16 protein-coding genes are annotated in these 20,442 nt (G+C 36.6%); 12 read left to right on the top strand and 4 right to left on the bottom strand.

The window, feature by feature from the left end:
* Nucleotides 1-28 precede the first annotated feature (28 nt).
* Nucleotides 29-3,682, top strand: coding sequence for a DNA-directed RNA polymerase subunit beta' (gene rpoC, locus IGJ11_RS12880; RefSeq protein ID WP_010720683.1), 3,654 nt, complete (start codon nucleotides 29-31; stop codon nucleotides 3,680-3,682).
* Between the two features lie 211 nt (nucleotides 3,683-3,893).
* Here rpoC and IGJ11_RS12875 read toward each other — a convergent pair whose 3' ends face one another.
* The gene (locus tag IGJ11_RS12875) at nucleotides 3,894-4,409 is read right to left on the bottom strand and encodes a hypothetical protein (protein ID WP_438772572.1); all 516 of its coding nucleotides are present in this window, start codon (nucleotides 4,407-4,409) and stop codon (nucleotides 3,894-3,896) included.
* Between the two features lie 261 nt (nucleotides 4,410-4,670).
* Here IGJ11_RS12875 and msrA point away from each other — a divergent pair, with 261 nt between their 5' ends.
* Nucleotides 4,671-5,195 carry a peptide-methionine (S)-S-oxide reductase MsrA gene (gene msrA / locus IGJ11_RS12870; RefSeq protein ID WP_010720682.1) on the top strand — a complete coding sequence of 175 codons (525 nt, stop codon included), beginning with the start codon at nucleotides 4,671-4,673 and terminating at the stop codon, nucleotides 5,193-5,195.
* Between the two features lie 311 nt (nucleotides 5,196-5,506).
* On the opposite strand, the gene IGJ11_RS12865 is transcribed toward msrA, so the two are convergent.
* Nucleotides 5,507-6,184, bottom strand: a complete 678-nt coding sequence (locus IGJ11_RS12865; RefSeq protein WP_207433484.1) for a prepilin peptidase — start codon at nucleotides 6,182-6,184, stop codon at nucleotides 5,507-5,509.
* A 72-nt stretch (nucleotides 6,185-6,256) separates the two neighbouring features.
* On the opposite strand from IGJ11_RS12865, the gene IGJ11_RS12860 reads away from it, so the two are divergent.
* From IGJ11_RS12860 to rpsI, 4 genes are all read left to right on the top strand, one after another.
* On the top strand, nucleotides 6,257-7,798 hold the full coding sequence (locus IGJ11_RS12860; RefSeq protein WP_207433482.1) for a gluconokinase: 1,542 nt from the start codon (nucleotides 6,257-6,259) through the stop codon (nucleotides 7,796-7,798).
* Nucleotides 7,799-7,988: 190 nt separating this feature from the next.
* The gene (locus tag IGJ11_RS12855) at nucleotides 7,989-8,456 is read left to right on the top strand and encodes a Dps family protein (protein WP_010720679.1); all 468 of its coding nucleotides are present in this window, start codon (nucleotides 7,989-7,991) and stop codon (nucleotides 8,454-8,456) included.
* A gap of 304 nt (nucleotides 8,457-8,760) precedes the next feature.
* Nucleotides 8,761-9,189: a 50S ribosomal protein L13 gene (rplM, locus tag IGJ11_RS12850; protein WP_034686358.1), complete on the top strand. Its 429-nt coding sequence runs from the start codon at nucleotides 8,761-8,763 to the stop codon at nucleotides 9,187-9,189.
* A gap of 15 nt (nucleotides 9,190-9,204) precedes the next feature.
* Nucleotides 9,205-9,597: a 30S ribosomal protein S9 gene (gene rpsI / locus IGJ11_RS12845; RefSeq protein WP_002287505.1), complete on the top strand. Its 393-nt coding sequence runs from the start codon at nucleotides 9,205-9,207 to the stop codon at nucleotides 9,595-9,597.
* A 437-nt stretch (nucleotides 9,598-10,034) separates the two neighbouring features.
* Here the strand turns inward: rpsI and IGJ11_RS12840 are convergent, their stop codons facing one another.
* Entirely contained in the window at nucleotides 10,035-10,112 is a 78-nt protein-coding gene (locus tag IGJ11_RS12840) for a type I toxin-antitoxin system Fst family toxin (RefSeq protein ID WP_341352333.1), read from the bottom strand.
* 551 nt (nucleotides 10,113-10,663) lie between these two features.
* On the opposite strand from IGJ11_RS12840, the gene IGJ11_RS12835 reads away from it, so the two are divergent.
* From IGJ11_RS12835 to IGJ11_RS12810, 6 genes are all read left to right on the top strand, one after another.
* Nucleotides 10,664-11,242 carry a restriction endonuclease subunit S gene (locus IGJ11_RS12835; RefSeq protein ID WP_207433477.1) on the top strand — a complete coding sequence of 193 codons (579 nt, stop codon included), beginning with the start codon at nucleotides 10,664-10,666 and terminating at the stop codon, nucleotides 11,240-11,242.
* A 4-nt stretch (nucleotides 11,243-11,246) separates the two neighbouring features.
* Nucleotides 11,247-14,321: a type I restriction endonuclease subunit R gene (locus tag IGJ11_RS12830; RefSeq protein WP_207433475.1), complete on the top strand. Its 3,075-nt coding sequence runs from the start codon at nucleotides 11,247-11,249 to the stop codon at nucleotides 14,319-14,321.
* Between the two features lie 6 nt (nucleotides 14,322-14,327).
* On the top strand, nucleotides 14,328-15,329 hold the full coding sequence (rhuM, locus tag IGJ11_RS12825) for a RhuM family protein (RefSeq protein WP_207433473.1): 1,002 nt from the start codon (nucleotides 14,328-14,330) through the stop codon (nucleotides 15,327-15,329).
* Nucleotides 15,326-16,543 carry a restriction endonuclease subunit S gene (locus IGJ11_RS12820; RefSeq protein ID WP_207433471.1) on the top strand — a complete coding sequence of 406 codons (1,218 nt, stop codon included), beginning with the start codon at nucleotides 15,326-15,328 and terminating at the stop codon, nucleotides 16,541-16,543. The genes rhuM and IGJ11_RS12820 overlap by 4 nt, the downstream gene beginning before the upstream one ends.
* Before the next feature lie 16 nt (nucleotides 16,544-16,559).
* Nucleotides 16,560-18,182 (top strand): type I restriction-modification system subunit M, encoded by a 1,623-nt coding sequence (locus IGJ11_RS12815; protein ID WP_207433469.1) that lies wholly within the window; start codon nucleotides 16,560-16,562, stop codon nucleotides 18,180-18,182.
* A gap of 74 nt (nucleotides 18,183-18,256) precedes the next feature.
* Nucleotides 18,257-19,075, top strand: coding sequence for a hypothetical protein (locus IGJ11_RS12810; protein ID WP_207433467.1), 819 nt, complete (start codon nucleotides 18,257-18,259; stop codon nucleotides 19,073-19,075).
* A gap of 679 nt (nucleotides 19,076-19,754) precedes the next feature.
* On the opposite strand, the gene IGJ11_RS12805 is transcribed toward IGJ11_RS12810, so the two are convergent.
* The gene (locus IGJ11_RS12805) at nucleotides 19,755-20,048 is read right to left on the bottom strand and encodes an ATP-binding cassette domain-containing protein (RefSeq protein ID WP_278250477.1); all 294 of its coding nucleotides are present in this window, start codon (nucleotides 20,046-20,048) and stop codon (nucleotides 19,755-19,757) included.
* Nucleotides 20,049-20,442 lie beyond the last annotated feature (394 nt).

Here is a 20,442-nt window from a genome sequence, read left to right as displayed (position 1 = left end):
CCATTAAACGAAATGGAGGGAACCCCTTTTGATCGATGTAAATAAATTCGAAAGTATGCAAATAGGTTTGGCTTCTCCCGAAAAAATCAGAAGCTGGTCTTATGGTGAAGTAAAAAAACCTGAGACGATTAACTATCGTACCTTAAAACCTGAACGCGAAGGGTTGTTCTGTGAGCGGATTTTTGGTCCTACGAAAGACTGGGAATGTGCCTGCGGAAAATATAAACGTATCCGTTATAAAGGAATCGTTTGTGACCGATGCGGTGTTGAAGTGACACGTTCAAAAGTTCGTCGTGAACGTATGGGTCACATTGAATTAGCAGCACCTGTTTCACATATCTGGTACTTTAAAGGAATTCCTTCTCGTATGGGACTTGTTTTAGACATGAGTCCTCGTGCCTTAGAAGAAATCATTTATTTTGCTTCATATGTGGTTATCGAACCAGGAAACACCAACTTAGAGAAAAAACAATTGTTGACAGAACGTGAATACCGCGAAAAACGTGAACAATATGGACAAGAATTCCAAGCAGCAATGGGTGCAGAAGCAATCAAACAATTACTAGACAGTGTTGATTTAGATGCTGAAGCAGCTGAATTGAAAGAAGAATTGAAATCTGCTCAAGGGCAAAAACGGACTCGTGCGATCCGCCGTTTGGACATTTTAGAAGCTTTCCGTGCTTCAGGAAATGAACCAAGTTGGATGGTTATGGACGTTATTCCAGTTATTCCACCAGATTTACGACCAATGGTGCAATTAGAAGGTGGACGTTTTGCAACAAGTGACTTAAATGATCTTTATCGTCGAGTAATCAACCGTAATAATCGTTTGAAACGCTTGTTAGATTTGAATGCTCCAGGAATCATCGTCCAAAACGAAAAACGGATGTTACAAGAAGCTGTTGATGCGTTGATCGATAATGGTCGTCGTGGCCGTCCAGTTACTGGACCAGGTAACCGTCCATTGAAATCTCTTTCTCACATGTTGAAAGGGAAACAAGGTCGTTTCCGTCAAAACTTACTTGGTAAACGTGTTGACTATTCAGGACGTTCCGTTATCGTTGTAGGACCTTTCTTGAAAATGTATCAATGTGGGTTGCCAAAAGAAATGGCGATCGAACTATTTAAACCATTTGTGATGCGTGAATTGGTTCAACGTGAACTAGCTTCTAACATCAAAAATGCGAAACGTAAAATCGAACGTCAAGAAGACGAAGTTTGGGATGTCTTGGAAGACGTAATCAAAGAACACCCAGTACTACTTAACCGAGCACCTACGCTACACAGACTTGGTATCCAAGCATTTGAACCTGTTTTAGTACAAGGTCGTGCGATTCGTTTGCACCCACTTGTATGTGAAGCTTATAATGCCGACTTTGATGGAGACCAAATGGCCGTTCACGTACCATTGAACGAAGAAGCACAAGCGGAAGCTCGTATGTTGATGCTAGCTGCTCAAAACATCTTGAATCCAAAAGACGGTAAACCAGTTGTAACACCTTCCCAAGATATGGTTTTAGGTAACTACTACCTAACAATGGAAGAAGAAGGTCGTGAAGGCGAAGGAATGGTCTTCCGTGACCAAAACGAAGCTGTGATCGCATGGCGTAACGGCTACGTTCATTTACACTCACGTATCGGTGTGAACCCTAATTCATTAGGTGAAAAACCATTTACTGACTGGCAAAAAGAACGTACGATGATTACAACCGTTGGTAAGATCATCTTTAATGAGATCATGCCTCCAGAGTTCCCTTACTTGAATGAACCAACAGACTTCAACTTAACGGTACAAACACCGGATAAATATTTTGTTGAAGCAGGTACAGATATTCCTGCGCATATCAAAGAGCAAGAATTAGTCTTACCATTCAAGAAGAAAAATCTAGGAAATATCATTGCGGAAGTCTTCAAACGTTTCAAAGTAACTGAAACTTCTAAGATGCTTGACCGAATGAAAGACTTAGGGTATAAACATTCTACACATGCTGGTATCACAGTAGGTATCGCAGATATCAGTGTACTGAATGAAAAACAAGGAATCATTGAAAATGCCCATAAACAAGTTGAAACAATTACAAAACAATTCCGTCGTGGATTGATTACTGATGACGAACGTTATGAACGAGTAATCGCTGTTTGGAATGCTGCTAAAGATAGCATCCAACAAAAACTGATGGAAGGGTTAGAAGCGAAAAACCCAATCTTCATGATGTCTGACTCTGGAGCCCGTGGTAACATCTCCAACTTTACTCAGCTTGCTGGTATGCGTGGACTGATGGCTGCTCCGAATGGTCGAATCATGGAATTACCGATCATCTCAAACTTCCGTGAAGGACTTTCTGTCTTAGAAATGTTTATCTCTACTCACGGGGCTCGTAAAGGGATGACCGATACTGCCTTGAAGACTGCCGATTCAGGTTACTTGACTCGTCGTTTAGTTGACGTTGCCCAAGACGTTATTATTCGTGAAGAAGATTGTGGAACAGACCGCGGTCTTGAAATCCAAGCGATTCGTGAAGGAAACGAAATCATTGAATCATTAGAAGATCGTTTGATCGGTCGTTACACACGTAAAGAGGTACGTGATCCAGAAACGAACGAATTGATCATCGCTGGTAACCAATTGATTTCAGAAGATATTGCAAAACAAATCGTGGATGCAGGTGTGGAAACTGTAACGATCCGTTCTGTCTTCACATGTAACACAAAACATGGTGTCTGCAAACACTGTTATGGACGTAACTTGGCAACTGGATCTGACGTTGAAGTTGGTGAAGCAGTTGGTACGATCGCCGCTCAATCAATCGGAGAACCAGGTACTCAGTTGACAATGCGTACCTTCCATACCGGTGGGGTAGCCGGAGACGATATCACTCAAGGTCTTCCTCGTGTCCAAGAAATTTTTGAAGCACGTAATCCTAAAGGGCAAGCAGTGATCACCGAAGTAACTGGTGACGTCATCGATATCTCAGAAGATGCTTCAACTCGTACAAAAGAAGTAACAATCAAAGGGAAAACCGACACACGTACGTATACTGTTCCTTATACAGCACGTATGAAAGTCGCTGAAGGCGATATGATCCACCGTGGTGCGCCATTAACGGAAGGTTCAATCGATCCTAAACAATTGTTACAAGTTCGTGATGTATTATCAGTTGAAAACTACTTGCTGCGTGAAGTACAACGTGTATACCGTATGCAAGGGGTAGAAATCGGCGATAAACATATCGAAGTAATGGTTCGACAAATGTTACGTAAAGTCCGTGTAATGGATCCAGGTGATACGGATATCTTACCAGGTACATTGATGGATATTGCTGACTTCAAAGACCAAAACTACAATACATTGGTAGCTGGAGGCGTACCTGCAACATCTCGCCCAGTCCTACTAGGTATTACAAAAGCATCATTAGAAACAAACAGCTTCTTATCTGCTGCATCCTTCCAAGAAACAACTCGTGTCTTGACTGATGCTGCGATCCGAGGCAAAAAAGATCCTCTTCTTGGTTTGAAAGAAAATGTTATCATCGGTAAAATCATCCCAGCTGGTACTGGTATGGCTCGTTACCGTAACATGGAACCAAAAGAAGTCGGTGTTGCAAGTGAAAATGTTTATAGCATTTCAGACATCGAAGCACAAATGGCTGCAGAAGATGCAATGAATGAACAAACAAAATAATGTGACACCAAACAGAGCTAAGATGAACATCTTAGCTCTGTTTTTTTTGTCGTGCTAAAGTTGATAGAAACAAACGAAATTGAGAATTTGTTCATTAAAGACGAGCATTTTTTCATATTTTTGTACTTTTAGAAAAATAGGTCCATGAATCATTGAATTGCTTAGCAAAACTTGCTAAAGGTTGCTATGCTAGATCAGGTTTGTTCATCGTTCAGGTAAAACTGCTATGTAGGAGCGGATGGGTTGAGATTTTTTCAGATAATAAACGATACATGATCGAGTTTGAACCAAACGTTTCAGTAAGTGATGCGAGTGCTTGTTGAGCTTGAAGTATAAAAACTTCTTCTTGTAATTGGGAATGTGAGGACGAAGGATGTGTGGTATTGAGAATCAATTTTTCAAGTAGATTTTTTGGGTTGTCTTGATCTACTAGCGTATCTGAATTCTTTACTGACTTACTTTGTAAAATTTGTTGAATTTTATCAGTGAAATTAGTTTTTTTGGCATAACGTGTCCTTCTGAAGTTAAAAATTTTAGCGGTTGTTAATTCAAAAGCTGTGGAAAAGTATAACATAAAAGAACTATCCACAAGGAAAAAGAAAAACCGTTTATTCTCCCCTGTGGAAAAAATAGTTGAGAAGGAAAAGAAAGTTATCCACAAAAGAGAATGGAAATAGGAAAAATTGATAAAAATACCGGGAGGGGGTAAAATGAGTATTTCTTTCAATAAATGTAAAAAATGTGAGAACAATAAATGATGTTTAGGTTTAAGTCTTAGGAGTATTGTATATACTTTTAAATAGATGGATAAAAAAATCAAATCAATGAAAAGATTAGTAAAAAAGAAAATGCTGCAATACTCTATCTTAATAAAGCAAGCAGGTAAGTATAGGAGTATCGATTCTTTGTTTATTCGTTTCGAAGGTAAGCAAAACAGTATCACCCTTTTATAAATCAAGGTATGATGAAAGACAAAGGGGGATTTTATATGACGAAAAAAGCAGTTTTTGCAGGTGGTTGTTTTTGGTGCATGGTCAAACCTTTTGAAACACAGCCAGGAATCATAGCAGTAACCTCTGGCTATACGGGAGGACATGTCCCAAATCCTACCTATGAACAAGTAACCACAGGAACGACAGGTCATACGGAAGCGGTAGAAATCGAGTATGATCCGTCTCTGGTTTCTTATGAACAGTTAGTCGAAATCTACTGGCAACAAACAGACCCAACGGATGCTTTCGGTCAATTTGCTGATCGCGGAGACTCTTATCGACCGGTCATTTATTATAGCAATGAAGAAGAACGTGAAATCGCTGAAGCATCAAAGAAACAACTACAAGAAAGTGGTCGATTCGATCGTCCGATTGTCACAAAAATCGAACCCCGAAGTGAGTTTTATCCCGCTGAGGAGTATCATCAAGACTATTATAAGAAGAATAAAATCCACTATAATCTTTACCGAGAAGGCTCTGGACGAGGGAGTTTTTTACGCAAACATTGGTCTGGAAAATAAGACACAATGCATTTTGAAGAATTTCAGTTAGGGATAAAAGCTGGTCATGCTTTGGCTTGCTGTGAATTTAGTGGTTTTTATAATTTTTAGGTAAAGTTATCTAAGTGTCAATGGATCGGCCATCTGGTTGATCCATTTTTTTATAAATCAAGGTTCATTATCGTTTGTTGAATGACAGCAAGCAGAAAAGACACTAAGCTATCAAAAGCGTACGTAATGAGGCAAATAAGCGAAGTCCGTCAAATCATTAATCATCATCAGTTAAAAGGCTTGCATCAAGACTGTTGTTAACCAATAAGTAGACAACTAATTTACCACACATGAAGGAGAAAAAGTGCGACACTCAAAAAAGGCACAAAAGGTACTCTTTTAGATTTTTTATCGTGAGAGAGAAAAATAAAGAAAAAAAGTAATCCCAATAAACTAGCAAGAAAGAGGAGCTGCATCAGTTGATTGAGAGTTAGACCGCCACTCCAGCTTAAAAGTAATAAAACATCACCTAAACCTAAAAATTCACTCCCGTAACGAGTAAGGAAAAAACTGATCAAGAATAAAACAGCAAAACTAAGCCATTGAAACTCTCCTTTGATCAACCAAGTCATCCATAAGATAAACCAGATAAAATAAAGTGTTCTTCCCTCGATCATCAAATAAAAACTATCCATTAACGAGAGTAAAAAGGCTGACAAAAACCAAAAAATAAGTAACCAGTCTGGTCGCTGTGAAAAATAAAATAGCCAAACAGATAAACAACCACCGATACATTCTGCTATAAAATAAATCGGTGAAAGCTTGCTACGACAGTTTCGACAACGAAAACGTAGGTAACAGATGGAAAGCAATGGGACCAGTTCATACCAAGCCAATACATGCTGACAGTTGACACAATGAGACCGTGGGTAAATAATAGAGTGTCCTTGTGGCAGGCGTTGTGCCATTAAGCATAAGAACGAACCAATGCAACAACCAATGATAAAATAGAGAAACATAGCGAGGGCCTCCTTTTAAAGAAAGATACGCCAATAACAACCATTTTATTTATTTTTAGTAGAGGTGACAAAATGAAGATTTCGATCGGAGTCGATATCGGTACGACACAAACAAAAGCAGTGGCATTCAACGAGCAAGCTGAAGTCATCGCTTCAGCTTATTTCCTTAATCCGATGATCCAAGAAGCACCAGGAATGGCAGAACAAGACCCAGAATTGGTCTTCCACGGTGTATGTACAGTAATCAAAGAAGTCGTCAAACAGTTACCGAAGTCGACAACTATAGAAGTGATTGCATTTTCATCAGCGATGCACAGTTTGATTCTGTTAGATGATAATAAACACCCTTTGACCCGTATGATCACTTGGGCAGATAATCGTGCGAAGGTACAGGCTGAAAAACTAAAAAACAGCCAACTAGGGTTTCACTTTTATCAACAGACAGGCACGCCAATCCACCCAATGACGCCACTAGTTAAAATCCATTGGTTAAACGAAACCCAACCAGAACTAACGAAGCAAGTGGCATACTATGTTAGCATAAAAGAATATATCTTTTACCGTTTGTTTGGGCAACTAGTCTGTGACTACAGTACAGCCTCAGGCACAGGTTATTTTGATATCCATCAATTCAAATGGGCAGAAGAAGCGTTAAATTACTTATCAATCACTCAAGAACAACTACCAGCAGTGATGCCGTCAACCACGATACTCAATGGATTATCAAAAGAAAAACAAGAAATTTTAGGATTAGAAAATGATATATCATTTGTTTTAGGTGGTGCTGATGGCCCGCTATCTAATTTAGGGATGGGAGCTTTTGGCGAAAAGATAGCTGCGTTAACAGTCGGTACCAGTGGGGCATTAAGATTTATTACAGACAAACCACAACTACATCCCGAGATGGAAACCTTCTGTTATGTACTGGATCGTACACACTGGGTGGTCGGTGGCGCAACAAGTAATGGTGCGGGAATTTTTGATTGGGCAAGTCAAACTTTGATGCAAGAAGTAACTCAAGCGGCTATTGATCAAGGCGAAAATCCTTACGATGCTCTTTTCTCAGCAATTACGTTTGTCCCACCAGGAGCGAACGGATTACTCTTTCAGCCCTATTTATTAGGAGAACGAGCTCCTCTATGGGAGGCAGAAGCTTCTGGGAGTTTTTTAGGTTTGCAAAGAGACCACACGGAAAAAGAAATGATGCGAGCTATTCTAGAAGGAATTTGTTTCAATTTAAAAAGGATTTTGACAGGAGTTTGTTCAGAAGATCAATTAACAGAAATCAGAGCTACAGGCGGATTCTCACAATCGCCTGTCTTTCGCCAATTAATGGCTGACGTTTTGGGGTATCCGCTCATTTTCCCGGCGGTGTCTGAAGCCTCCGCTTTAGGAGCCGTTTTCTTAGGGTGGCAAAGTATCGGGAAGATCGCTGACTTAAGCGAAGCTATAGAAAAAGTACAGCTTGCTTCACAAGTACCAGTTCAACAAACGGTCAAAGAGACATATCAAAAAATCTTTCCCATTTTTGTTGAAACGCAAAAACAAGTAGCGGCGACTTATCAGCCTTTAGCGCATTTACGTCAAACTTTAAGTACTATGAATGAAAAATAGGATGAAAAAGTAGAGTGACGGAATAAGAGAGGAATAGTGTAAGAACTAGAAAAAACGACTAAAGCAATAGAAAGTCTTTTCTAAGAAATGATAGGATGAAAATCGTTCTCAACTAATTGGTTTTATTGTACTTTTGTCTCAAAGTTTACTATGCTTTTATTGTAGACAAAAGTTAGGAGGAGAAAAGAAAATGAAATTTCCACAAACAAAAGAAGTATTAAATCAATTAGTTGCAGACTTGAGTCAAATGTCTGTTGTTGTTCACCAAACACATTGGTATATGCGTGGACCAGGTTTCTTGACATTGCACCCAATGATGGATGAATTTATGGATGACTTGAATGAACAATTAGATGAAATCTCAGAGCGTTTGATCACACTAGATGGTTCTCCTTATTCAACCTTACGTGAATTTGCAGACAACACCAATATTCCTGACGAAGTAGGCAATTGGGATCGGACTATTCCAGAACGCTTGGAAATTCTTGTGAAAGGCTACCGCTATTTGGCAGACCTTTACCAAAAAGGAATTGAAGTAGCTGGCGAGGAAGGCGACGACCCAACACAAGATATTTTTATCGAATTTAAAACAGCGACTGAAAAACGAATCTGGATGATTCAAGCTCATTTAGGAAAAGCTCCAGAAATCGATGCGTAAAATGATCATCAGCTGATGATATTATATAATAGTAGAAAAACTGCGAGGGAAGTTATTTTCCTTGCAGTTTTTATTTTAGAAGAGAAAGAAACGTTCTTCGTTCTAAAAAAGAATGAGTGCATCACAAGGATACGGGCAATAAAAACGAAAGTTTTGGATTGCTAAGAAAAAACGTTGACATTAAGGGGATTAGCAGGTAATATGTTAAATGGTATTGTTTGCCCCACAAAGAGCCCCGGAAACTCGAAGTGTATGTCAAACATCAGAACTTAAATTGGAGGAAACTAACGTGCGTACAACATATATGGCCAAACCAGGCGAAGTAGAACGTAAATGGTATGTAGTAGACGCAACTGATGTTCCATTGGGACGTCTTTCAACAGTTGTTGCATCTGTACTACGTGGTAAAAATAAACCAACTTTCACACCTCATTTGGACACTGGCGATTTCGTCATCGTAATCAATGCAGATAAAGTGAAATTAACAGGTAAAAAAGCGACTGATAAAATTTATTACCGTCACAGCAACTACCCAGGAGGATTGAAATCAATCACTGCTGGTGAATTGCGTGCTAAAAATTCTCGTCGTTTGATCGAAACTTCTGTAAAAGGAATGCTTCCTAAAAATACTTTAGGCCGCAAACAATTTACAAAATTGAATGTATACGCTGGAGCTGAGCATCCACATGCAGCACAACAACCAGAAGTTTTAGACATTACAAACTTAATCTAATAGGAGGGAATTTCATTGGCACAAGTTCAATATATCGGCACAGGCCGTCGTAAAAATGCAGTTGCTCGTGTACGTTTAGTACCAGGAACTGGTAAAATTACTGTAAACAAAAAAGATGTTGAAGAATACATTCCACATGCTGACTTGCGTGAAGTAATCAATCAACCTTTCGCTGTTACTGAAACAAAAGGCGCTTATGACGTATTTGTTAACGTAAACGGTGGAGGCTACGCTGGACAATCAGGAGCTATCCGTCATGGTATCGCTCGTGCATTGCTAGAAGTTGATCCTGACTTCCGTCTAGCTCTTAAACGTGCTGGCTTACTTACTCGTGACGCACGTATGGTTGAACGTAAAAAACCAGGTCTTAAGAAAGCTCGTAAAGCTTCACAGTTCTCAAAACGTTAAGACTACTATTATATCAACGTTTCAGACACTTTCCATTTTTGGAAGGTGTCTTTTTTTGTACTTTTGGGAACGACAATGATTTGCATTTATTGGATAAAACAATGTCTTCATTAGATCGTGTTTCCAAAGAGAGTATTCCTAATTTAGCGCCAGGACAAGTTATATTGACTGGTGTATTATTTGATCTTTCAATAATTATACAAGTTGAACCCTGTAAAAAAAATTATCTTTTTTTGAAGCGTTAATAGGCTACTACTTATGAGTACCGAATCCTTTAATATAGACAATTTGATTTTTTACATTCTTTTTGATATGTTAATTATGCGAAGCAATACTATTTTTATCAATAAAGCACAAAAACCACTCTACTGCGAATAGAGTGGTTTTCTTTTTCATCCGTTGCGACTACGAATGAGTGGGCTAGAAGCAACTTACTATTAGTCATTGTCTGTCTCATCTAACCAGTAAGAAAAAAGTTTGATAACGTTACCTACAAAAATAGGCGCAATGACCAAGGATACTATTTTTTCCAATAAAGCATACCCCCTTTGAGGGCAAGTTGCCAAAGTGAGTACAGCATATTGTGTATTAGAAAGTGACTTTAAATTTTATGGGTGAGGAATTGTTATTAAAGGGTTATCCATCCCTTTCCAAATCTCCGTCACAGAACCAGGTTAAAGCTTCACAGTTCTCAAAATATTAAGAATACTATTATATCAATGTTTTAGACACTTTCTATTTTTGGAGAGTGTCTTTTTTCATTTTGAATCATAAAAAAGATGTCATGATTTCACCAACATCAAAAAGTATAAAGCCTTAACATTATCAAGAGGGATATTGAGCATGAAAGGGAAAAGTATTTGTTTGAAAAAGGAATTCTTATTAGTGATTATTATTCACATGTATTCTAAATTAAAATGGTGCTTCTTGAAATCTCACTATAGATAATTTTTTGTAATATCAATATATTTCTTGACTTATCTTTTTATAAGGAATATTATAAAGTGTAATCACTGTTATATTTATATATTTCAAAAAATAGTTAAAATCTAAGGAGGCAATCTAAATGGAAAAGAGAAAATTGGCTGAATTTGTGAGTTTTACTCAAGGAATCAATCAATCAAGAGCTGAAAAACAGTTTGTCAATCAAGAGATTAATTATTACGACCAAGCTTCATTTGATGAAGATTATAAACATTATAATGAAGTAACTCAAGATGGAAAGAAAAACTATCTATTTGATCAAGATGTATCGTTAGATAAATGCGATGTTGTTATTAGTAACTCACTTCAACGAGCAACAATGGTCAGTGAACAGAATGTTGGTAAAGTTCTGTCTCTAAATTTTACAAAGGTACAATTTAGAAGTGATTTATTAGACAAGCGATATTTTCTTTACTTGTTTAATAACCATAAAGATATCCAACGTCAAAAAGAACGAGAGCTTCAAGGCTCTGGTCCTGTTTTGAGGCTAACAAAACAGTCTTTGGAGCAGCTGGTTATTCCAGTAGTTCCGTTAGAAGAACAAAGAAAAATAGGGGATATTTATATTGAATCACTAAAATTACAAAGTAAGTTAAGTATATACACTTTCTTGTTAGAGCAATTTATAAGTTCTATGCTAGAAAAAAATATGGAGGAATAGGGAAATGACAAACCAATCTGGAATCAAAAGTCAGTCTGAATTGAAGTTCGAACAAGAAGTCGTTGATTATTTAACGAGAATTGGTGGCGTAAAACAATGGGAATACAAAGAAGAAATTAAAACAACAGAACAACTGTGGGATAATTTCAAAAAAATTCTAGAACAAAATAATCAAGCACGCTTAGATGAACCACTATCTACAACGGAGTTTAATCAAGTAAAAAAAGTCATTACCAATATTAATTCTCCTTATCTAGCTGGACAGTTTTTATATGGAGTAAATGGTGTATCAGAAATTGAAGTTGATCTTGATGACGGAAAACATGTGTTTTTAACTGTTTTTGATCAAGCACAAGTCGGTGGTGGAAATACAGTTTATCAAATTGTCAATCAAATTCAACGTCCTAAAGTCGTAGATGGTAAACCCAATCGTCGATTTGATATTACGCTCTTGATTAACGGGCTACCAATTATTCAAATTGAATTGAAAAAAGCGTTACATAATGCGACAGAAGCTTTAAATCAAATGGAACAATATATTGCTGAAAAACAATTTAGTGGGATTTTTTCTACCTTACAAATACTCATTGCAATGACACCATTTGATATTCGCTATATGGCAAATACTACTCTGCAAAATTTTAATCGTGCTTTTGCTTTCAATTGGCAAGATGAAGAAACAGCACACCCTGTGCGCTCTTGGAAATTATTTGCGGATAAAGTTTTGTCTATTCCTATGGCACACGATTTGTCTACTCGATATATGGTTTTAGATGGGACAAAAAACAAAGAAAGTATCAAAGTCATGCGTCCATATCAAGTCTATGCAACAAAGCGAGTGCTTGATAAAATTAGAAAATTCGATTTTAAATATGATGAAGGCAAGCTAGGCTACATTTGGCACACGACAGGTTCTGGAAAAACGATTACAAGTTTTAAAACAGCGTGGTTAGCAAGTCGTTTATCGAATATAGATAAAGTAATTTTTTTGGTAGATCGAATTGCATTGACGAACCAAACAGCAGATGCGTATAGAGCGTATGATCCAATAGCTGGGTTTGAAGGAAAAACCGGTGTTGTGAGTGATACGGCCAATATTTCTGATTTGCACTGTAAATTAACAAAGAAAAGTGATAAAAATATCATTGTGACGAGTATTCAAAAAATGTCTCGCTATGTAACAAGAGATGGCTTTAAACCACTAACTGAAAATATTTTATTCATTGTTGATGAAGCACATCGTTCAACTGGAGATGGGAGTAAGAATGAAGGAATGTTGGAATCCATTCGGAATGCTCTTCCTAATTCTGCTTGGGTTGGTTATACAGGTACGCCAAAATTTCCAGAAACACGAGAAATCTTTGGTGATTTATTGCATGCCTATACGATTAAAGAAGCTATTGCTGATAAAAATGTTCTGGGATTTAAAGTGGAGTTTAAAGAAACGATTGAAGCTCCGGAAGATCCTACGGAAGAAGATATCGATGATACTATTCGTGGCAGTGTGTATGACCATAGTCCTGAGCATGTAGAACTTGTGGTTGAAGATATTTTTAATAACTGGAAAGAACGTTCCAATAATCGGAAATACAATGCGTTATTTACTGTACATGTAGGGGGAAATCGTGCCAGCACTCCTCGCGCGATGGAGTATTTTGATAAATTCATGGAAGAAAACAGTAAGCGATCAGTTGAAGAACAGATAAAAGTTGCCATTAGTTTTTCGATGGATACTTCAAATAGCAGTCATCAGTTAAAAACAAATGAAAACCTGCATCGAGCAATTCAATCCTATAATGCACTATTTGGTACAACATTTGATATGACGACGGTTAAATCGTACACAGAAGATTTAGCAAGAAGATTGAATAAAACAGCTGATGATGGAAATTATTTGGATTTGGTCATTGTTGTGGATCAATTGCTTACGGGCTTTGATGCTCCTGAGCTGAATACATTATACATTGATCGCACGCTGAAAGGTGGTAACCTGATTCAGGCCTATTCCCGTACGAATCGGATTCATGATAGGGATGCAAAACCTCAAGGAAATATTGTTAATTATCGGTGGCCAGTCCAAAATGAATACGAGATGAACAAGTCTTTTGCCATTTATTCAAATCGAGATTCCGCAGCGGAACAACTGTCACTAGATGAATTAAAAAAAGACAATGAAGAATCAGGGATTCTTTCAAAATCCTTTAGTAAAATTGAAGAAGAAACAAAAGAAGTCATTCAGAAATTAGCTGAATTAACAGATAACTTTATTCAGTTGCCCCCAAGTGAAAAAGCGCAAGAAGAAGTTTTTAAAGGTTTAAAGGATTACAATCGACTATTGAATCAGTTGAAGCAATTCACCGAAGACGATGAAAAAAATCCTGTTTCTGTTTATGATGCACCTGAAATTTTTTATGATCGCTTAGGAATTACAGAGGATCAAGAAGTGATGCTGACAACTGTACTTGCGAATGAACTGCGTGAGCGACGAGCCCAAATTGAAGATATTGATATTTCACAAGTCAATTTAGAAATGGTGCATATTCATGATGTGACTATCAATTATGATTATCTAATTGAATTGATTGCACGAATGGCAGATGAGGTTCATGAAGACAAGATGGATCAAGCTGTACTGACAAAAAATGAGATCGATGTTGAAATTGCCAAATCGGATAGTGATAAGGAAATTACGAAAGTCCGTAATTTTGTTTCTAAAATTTTCACGAAAGAATTCATCTTTGATCAGTATCCCGCTCCTAGAGATATTGAAGAAATGAACCAGGCGATGGAACAATCTCAAAAAGATAGCAACATTAAATTATTGACGGAGTTTGTTCGTATGTGGGGATTAGATAATAGTGCAAAACCGAAAGATTTAGCTAAGTTAATTTCACGGCATCGACTTGGCCAAGAGGATATGGATAAGCAAGGAGAATTAACAACCATTATGAATGAGGCACGAACAGATTATAAAGAAATTGCAGCAGTGGAAGTTGCAAGTCTTTCGTGGGTCAAGTATCGAATTGAGTTTCGGAAAGCCTTCTATCAGATGGCAGATGAAATTAAGAAGGGAGAGTAAGATCCATTGAATGAAATTCAGTTTTTAATTTATGAAGATAGTGACAAAGTCGAAGTGCTTATTCGAGAAGAGACAATCTGGGCAACGCAAAAGACTATTTCACAACTTTTTGATGTTGGAGTGCCAGCAATCAGCAAGCATTTAAAAAATATATTTGAGTCTGGCGAATTGGATGAACAAGTGGTTGTTTCCATTTTGGAAAATACCACTCAACATGGTGCGATAGACGGGAAAACACAAACAAATAAGGTCAAATATTATAATCTCGATGCGATTATTTCTATTGGTTATCGAGTAAATTCTCAAAAAGCAACGAAATTTCGAATTTGGGCAACAGATATTTTGAAAGACTATATTCAAAAGGGTTTCAAAATTGATGTAGAACGAATGAAACAAGGTGAGAATGCTTTTGGAAAGGATTACTTTCGAGAGTTACTAGAAACAGTTCGCTCGATTCGTGCCAGTGAACGGAGAATTTGGCAACAAATAACCGACGTTTTTGCAGAAATCTCTTATGATTATGATAAAAATTCTGAAATTACGAAGCAGTTTTATGCAACTGTACAAAATAAATTTCATTACGCGATTACTGGAAAAACAGCAGCAGAGATTGTTTTTAATGGTGCAGACAAAACAAAAAAGAACATGGGACTGACGACTTGGAAAAACTCTCCAGATGGAAGAATCTTACAGTCAGATGTATCGGTTGCTAAAAATTATTTGTCTGAAAAACAAATTCGCAGCCTTGAACGGAACGTATCTTCTTATTTTGATTATGTTGAGCGATTATTGGAAGATGAAACACTTCTAGGTATGGAAGATTTTGCCAAAAGTATAGATGAATTTCTAGCATTTAATCGCTATCAAATCCTTGATGGAAACGGAAAAATTAGCAGTAAAGCAGCTAAGAGAAAAGCAGTTGATGAGTACAAGGAGTTCAATAAGCATCAGCATATTATTTCCGACTTTGACAAGGAAATAATGAAGATTGAAGGAGAGCTAAAATGAGTAATGAAATAACAAATGAACCTGAAATTCGATTTAAAGGATATGCGGGAGATTGGGAAGAGCGAGAGTTAAGTGATATATCGACAAAAGTACAAACCAAAAATAAAGATAGAGAATTTACAGAAACCCTAACCAACTCGGCAGAATTTGGAATTATATCCCAAAATGATTTTTTTGATAAAGAAATATCAAATAAGAATAATATTGATGGATATTATGTGGTCAAACCAAATGACTTTGTTTATAACCCACGAATCTCCAATTTTGCTCCTGTTGGTCCAATTAAAAGAAATAAATTAGGTAGAACTGGTGTAATGTCACCACTTTATTATGTTTTTTCAACAAACAATATGGACAATCAGTATTTAGAAACCTATTTTGCTACTTCATACTGGCACAAATTTATGAAATTAAATGGTGATTCAGGTGCTCGTGCGGATAGGTTTGCTATAAGGGATTCTGTATTTGTTAAAATGCCAATTCCTTATCCTTCACGTGAAGAACAAGAAAAAATAGGACAATTTTTTGAGGTTCTATCAAATGCTATCGATCTTCATCAGCGTGAGCTTGATCTGTTAGAGCAATTAAAACAAACTTATTTACAAAAAATGTTTCCTAAAACAGGTGAAGATAAACCAGAAATTCGTTTTGCTGGATTTACTGACGCTTGGGAACAGCGTAAGTTGGGATGTTTTCTAAAAGAGAGTAAAATTAAGGGGTCAGATGGTAGCGTCGCAAAAAAACTGACTGTAAAACTTTGGAGAAAAGGTGTAATTCCAAAAGAGGAAATTTATTCGGGAAGTTCTGCAACTCAGTATTACATCCGTAAGTCTGGACAGTTTATGTATGGTAAATTAGATTTTTTGAACCAAGCATTTGGATTAGTACCACTTGAGTTAAATGGATATGAGTCAACTCTAGATTCCCCAGCTTTTGATATTGAGGAAAATATGAATCCAATATTTTTATTAGAGTATGTCTCATTAGAACGTTTTTATAAATATCAAGGAAACTTAGCTAACGGTTCGAGGAGAGCTAAAAGAATTCATGTCGATACGTTTTTAGAAATGCCAATTGCTACGCCAAGCTTCGAAGAACAACAAAAAATCGGCGCATTCTTCAAACAACTCGACGACACTATCGCTCTTCATCAGCGTGAATTGGATTCACTAAAAGAAATGAAAAAATCATTACTACAAAAAATGTTTGCTTAAAAGGAGAGAAAATAAAATGAGTAATGCAAATGAAATTACAGCAAAATTATGGGCGATGGCCAATAAATTACGTGGGACAATGGATGCAAGTGAATATAAAAATTATATTTTGCCGTTTATGTTCTACCGCTATTTGTCAGAAAATCAAGATGAATATCTAAAGAAAAATGGGTTAGAAGAGTACTACGAAGTCACTGATTCTGAAGAAAAAGAAGACTACTTAGAAGAGATCAGTCGTGGGATTGGGTATGCAATTGCACCTGAATATACTTGGCACCAGTTGGTATCAAAAATTGAAAACCACCAAATTAAAGCAAGTGACTTTCAGGATATGCTTGACTCGTTCAATTTAAATGCGAAACGTAATCCAGTCGCTGAAGATGATTTTGCAAATGTTTTTTCGGACATTAATCTTGGAGATACCCGATTGGGATCAAATACGAATGAGCGAGCAAGAGCCTTGAATGATGTTGTTTTGATGGTGAATGACTTTGATTTTAAAGATGATTCTGGTCACGATATTCTTGGTGATGTCTATGAATACTTAATTGGTCAATTTGCTGCTAACGCTGGAAAAAAAGGTGGAGAATTTTATACTCCTCATGAAGTGAGTCAAGTTTTGTCAAAAATTGTAACCAAAGATGCCGTAGCTGATGATACTCAGTTTCGAGTGTATGACCCAGCAATGGGATCAGGTTCATTGTTATTGACCGTAAAAAATGAATTACCCGATGGAGATAAATCAGGCAGTGTGGATTTCTATGGACAAGAGTTGAATACGACGACCTATAACTTAGCTCGCATGAATTTAATGATGCACGGCATTAATTATCGAAATATGAATTTGAAACGTGGCGATACCCTTGATGCAGATTGGCCATTCGCTGAAAAAGATGGCATGCAAATCCCATTAAAATTTGATGCCGTAGTCGCTAATCCTCCTTATTCTGCGAAGTGGGATATAAAAGGTATTGATCGAGAAAAAGACACACGTTTTAAAGGTTATGGAGTAGCACCTGCTTCTAAAGCAGACTATGCGTTTGTTCTACATGGTTTATATCATCTAGATAAATCTGGAACGATGGCAATTGTATTGCCTCATGGTGTATTATTCCGAGGAGCATCTGAAGGGAAAATCCGCAAAAATATCATTGCTAATAACTTGTTAGACACTGTTATCGGGTTACCCGCAAATTTGTTTTATGGGACAAGTATTCCGACTACGGTTTTAGTATTCAAAGGAAGAGAAGCTCGGAAAACGAAGGACATTCTATTTATTGATGCTTCTAGTGATTTTGTTAAGGGGAAAAATCAAAATAAATTATCACCAGAAAACATTGATAAAATTATTGAAACCTATGAAAAACGTGAAGATGTTGAGAAATATGCACATGTAGCGACATTAGATGAAATCAAGGAGAATGATTACAACTTAAATATTCCAAGATATGTAGACACGTTTGAAGAAGAGGAAGTAACACCGTTACCACAACTCGCACAAGAATTGGCTGATGTGAAGCAAGAAATCGAAGAATCAACAAACAAATTATTTGAAATGCTGGGTGAATTGAGCGGGACGACGGATGAAGCGCAGGAAGAGTTGCAGAAGTTTATGAACGTACTAAATAGAAAAAAATAAGTATAAAGAATTTTTATTTATTGTAAGTATGTAACTTATAATAAAAATAATTAGTGTAGAGAGGATGAGATACAATGGTTCAAGGTATTTTTGGTGGAGGAACATCTTATGAAGGTCAATCGATTTCAGATATTCAACAAGATGTCAAGTGTTGGAAGAGATACACAGAAAATATAGCCTCACAGATTAATGAAGAAAAAGAGGCTTTAGTTAAGAGTGGTTTCTGGAATAAGATACCTTGGAATTTTCAACAAATTGTTAATGAATCAATCTTTTGTTTTAAAACATTTCTCAGTGATTTTCAGATAATAGAGTCAGCATTTGAGTGTAATTTTATTTCTGAAAGAGAAGTAAAACTTCTGAAAAAAATTGGCAAAAATTCTTTTGAATTTAACCTCAATTACGGAAAGTACTTTAAAGAAGAATACGAATGGCGTGACTATGAAAATTCAGAAGTTAAGATTGCTGAATCAATTTATCAACATGGGAGAGATTTTTTTGTGACATTACAAGACGCAAGTAATGCAGCAGTACGTCTGGAGGATTATATGAGTAATAATTCAATATCGAATAGCGTAAATATATATGGAAATAGTTACAATACTAATATACAGCAAGGACAGAATATGAATATGAGTGTTTTAACTAATGATATGTCAGAATTATTATCAAAGCTTGATATGCTTTTGAATAATTTGAAGGATTCCTTACCAGAAGGAGAGATCGCCGATGCTCAAGAATACATCGAAACTATTAAGGACGAAGCGACCAAAGAGAAACCTAAAAAAAAGGTGCTAAGATTTGCACTAGACAGTCTAGAAAAACTTAAGTGGAGTACGGAGCTAGTGGCTTCTGTAGGAGCAATATATCAACTGCTTGATCCATTATTATAAGCTACAATGATTTAGTCAACTTGTTAAGTTGTGGTACGTTTTGATGTGATGACAGCTTATAATATTATATAGTTAAAACTTTATGAATAAGGAAAGATTGATTTCTCGTGCTTTACACCTCTTTCAAACACTACAATTGAAGTTTGTTTATTTAGGTATTAAAAAAGCTCGTGAAGCATCCTAGTTTTCAAATCGTCCTATACTGGATCAGTATAGGACGGAGATTCCTCAATAAATCAAGTACCATTCCATGTATCGTTAGCATTTACGAGTTATGGGAATTGTATACTGAGTATTTACTGTAATTATGACTTTTCAGGCACTTCTCGGTCACCCGAGAAGTGTTTTTTAGTAAGTTGGTTTGATCATCAATATTTATTTAAAAATAAAAAGTAATCAGCAAATGTGTTCTATTAATGGGTGGGAAATAGGTGTTATTTTAAATATCTGTCGGTGTCAGCCTATAAAGAATGTTTAGTAGTGTAATAGAGAATAAATAGCACTAAGCATGTTGATAAAAAGCAAAACAGTTTATGCTAGACTAACAGATAGTAACAATTAGGAAATGTAAGCATTAATTTTGGTACATTTATTCACATAATCAACAAAGTCTTTTATTTTTGTTTATTCTGAATGTATTAGAGGACGGAGGTGAGTATTATGTACAGTGGTGTATACGTTATGATACCTGATCCAGGTGGACGGTGACTCGTTCGAGTGATAAGTTTTGTTGCAACATTACACCGACTTTGTCACGGACTTTCCTGATATCTTGGGTTCCCATCACATAAGTAGTTCCTGAATTTGGTTGAATCAATTGGTTAAGTAGATTGATCAGAGTGGATTTTCCTGCACCATTTTCTCCTAATAGTGCGACAGTCTCTCCGGGTGCAATCTGAAATGAGATATTATCTAAAACGGTTGTCCGGTTATACACCTTCGATAAGTTTTGTACATCGATTATTGGATTCATATTCTTTCCTCCTACTGATGTTATCTTAGCTATTTTTTGAGTTGTAAAACAGTCATGGATGTCATCAGTTAGACATGACAATTGTCATGTCTAAAGAACACAGAAATGTAGACTGCTGACTGAATAGTCAAAAAGTTGTTATTATTAATTAAAGAAGTGGAGAAAAGCTAAACTACCTTGTTGATTGTTCATTATGGAAACTCTTTTCACTTATATCTACTATTAAATTTCGCTAATTTTGATGTGGGGGAGGACTTTTGTTACTTGGCAACCAACTGATTTTTTTTGGAAGTTTGTGATTCATGGGGCACGTAAATTACTTTTATCAGACGTTCTACGGTATAATAAATGACGGACATGTTTCATTCATTTTCCTCTTACAACCAATTGAAAG

Source organism: Enterococcus sp. DIV0691 (assembly GCF_051711145.1).
Lineage (GTDB): Bacteria > Bacillota > Bacilli > Lactobacillales > Enterococcaceae > Enterococcus_B > Enterococcus_B hirae.
This window is presented reverse-complemented; position numbering and strand designations above follow the sequence as displayed.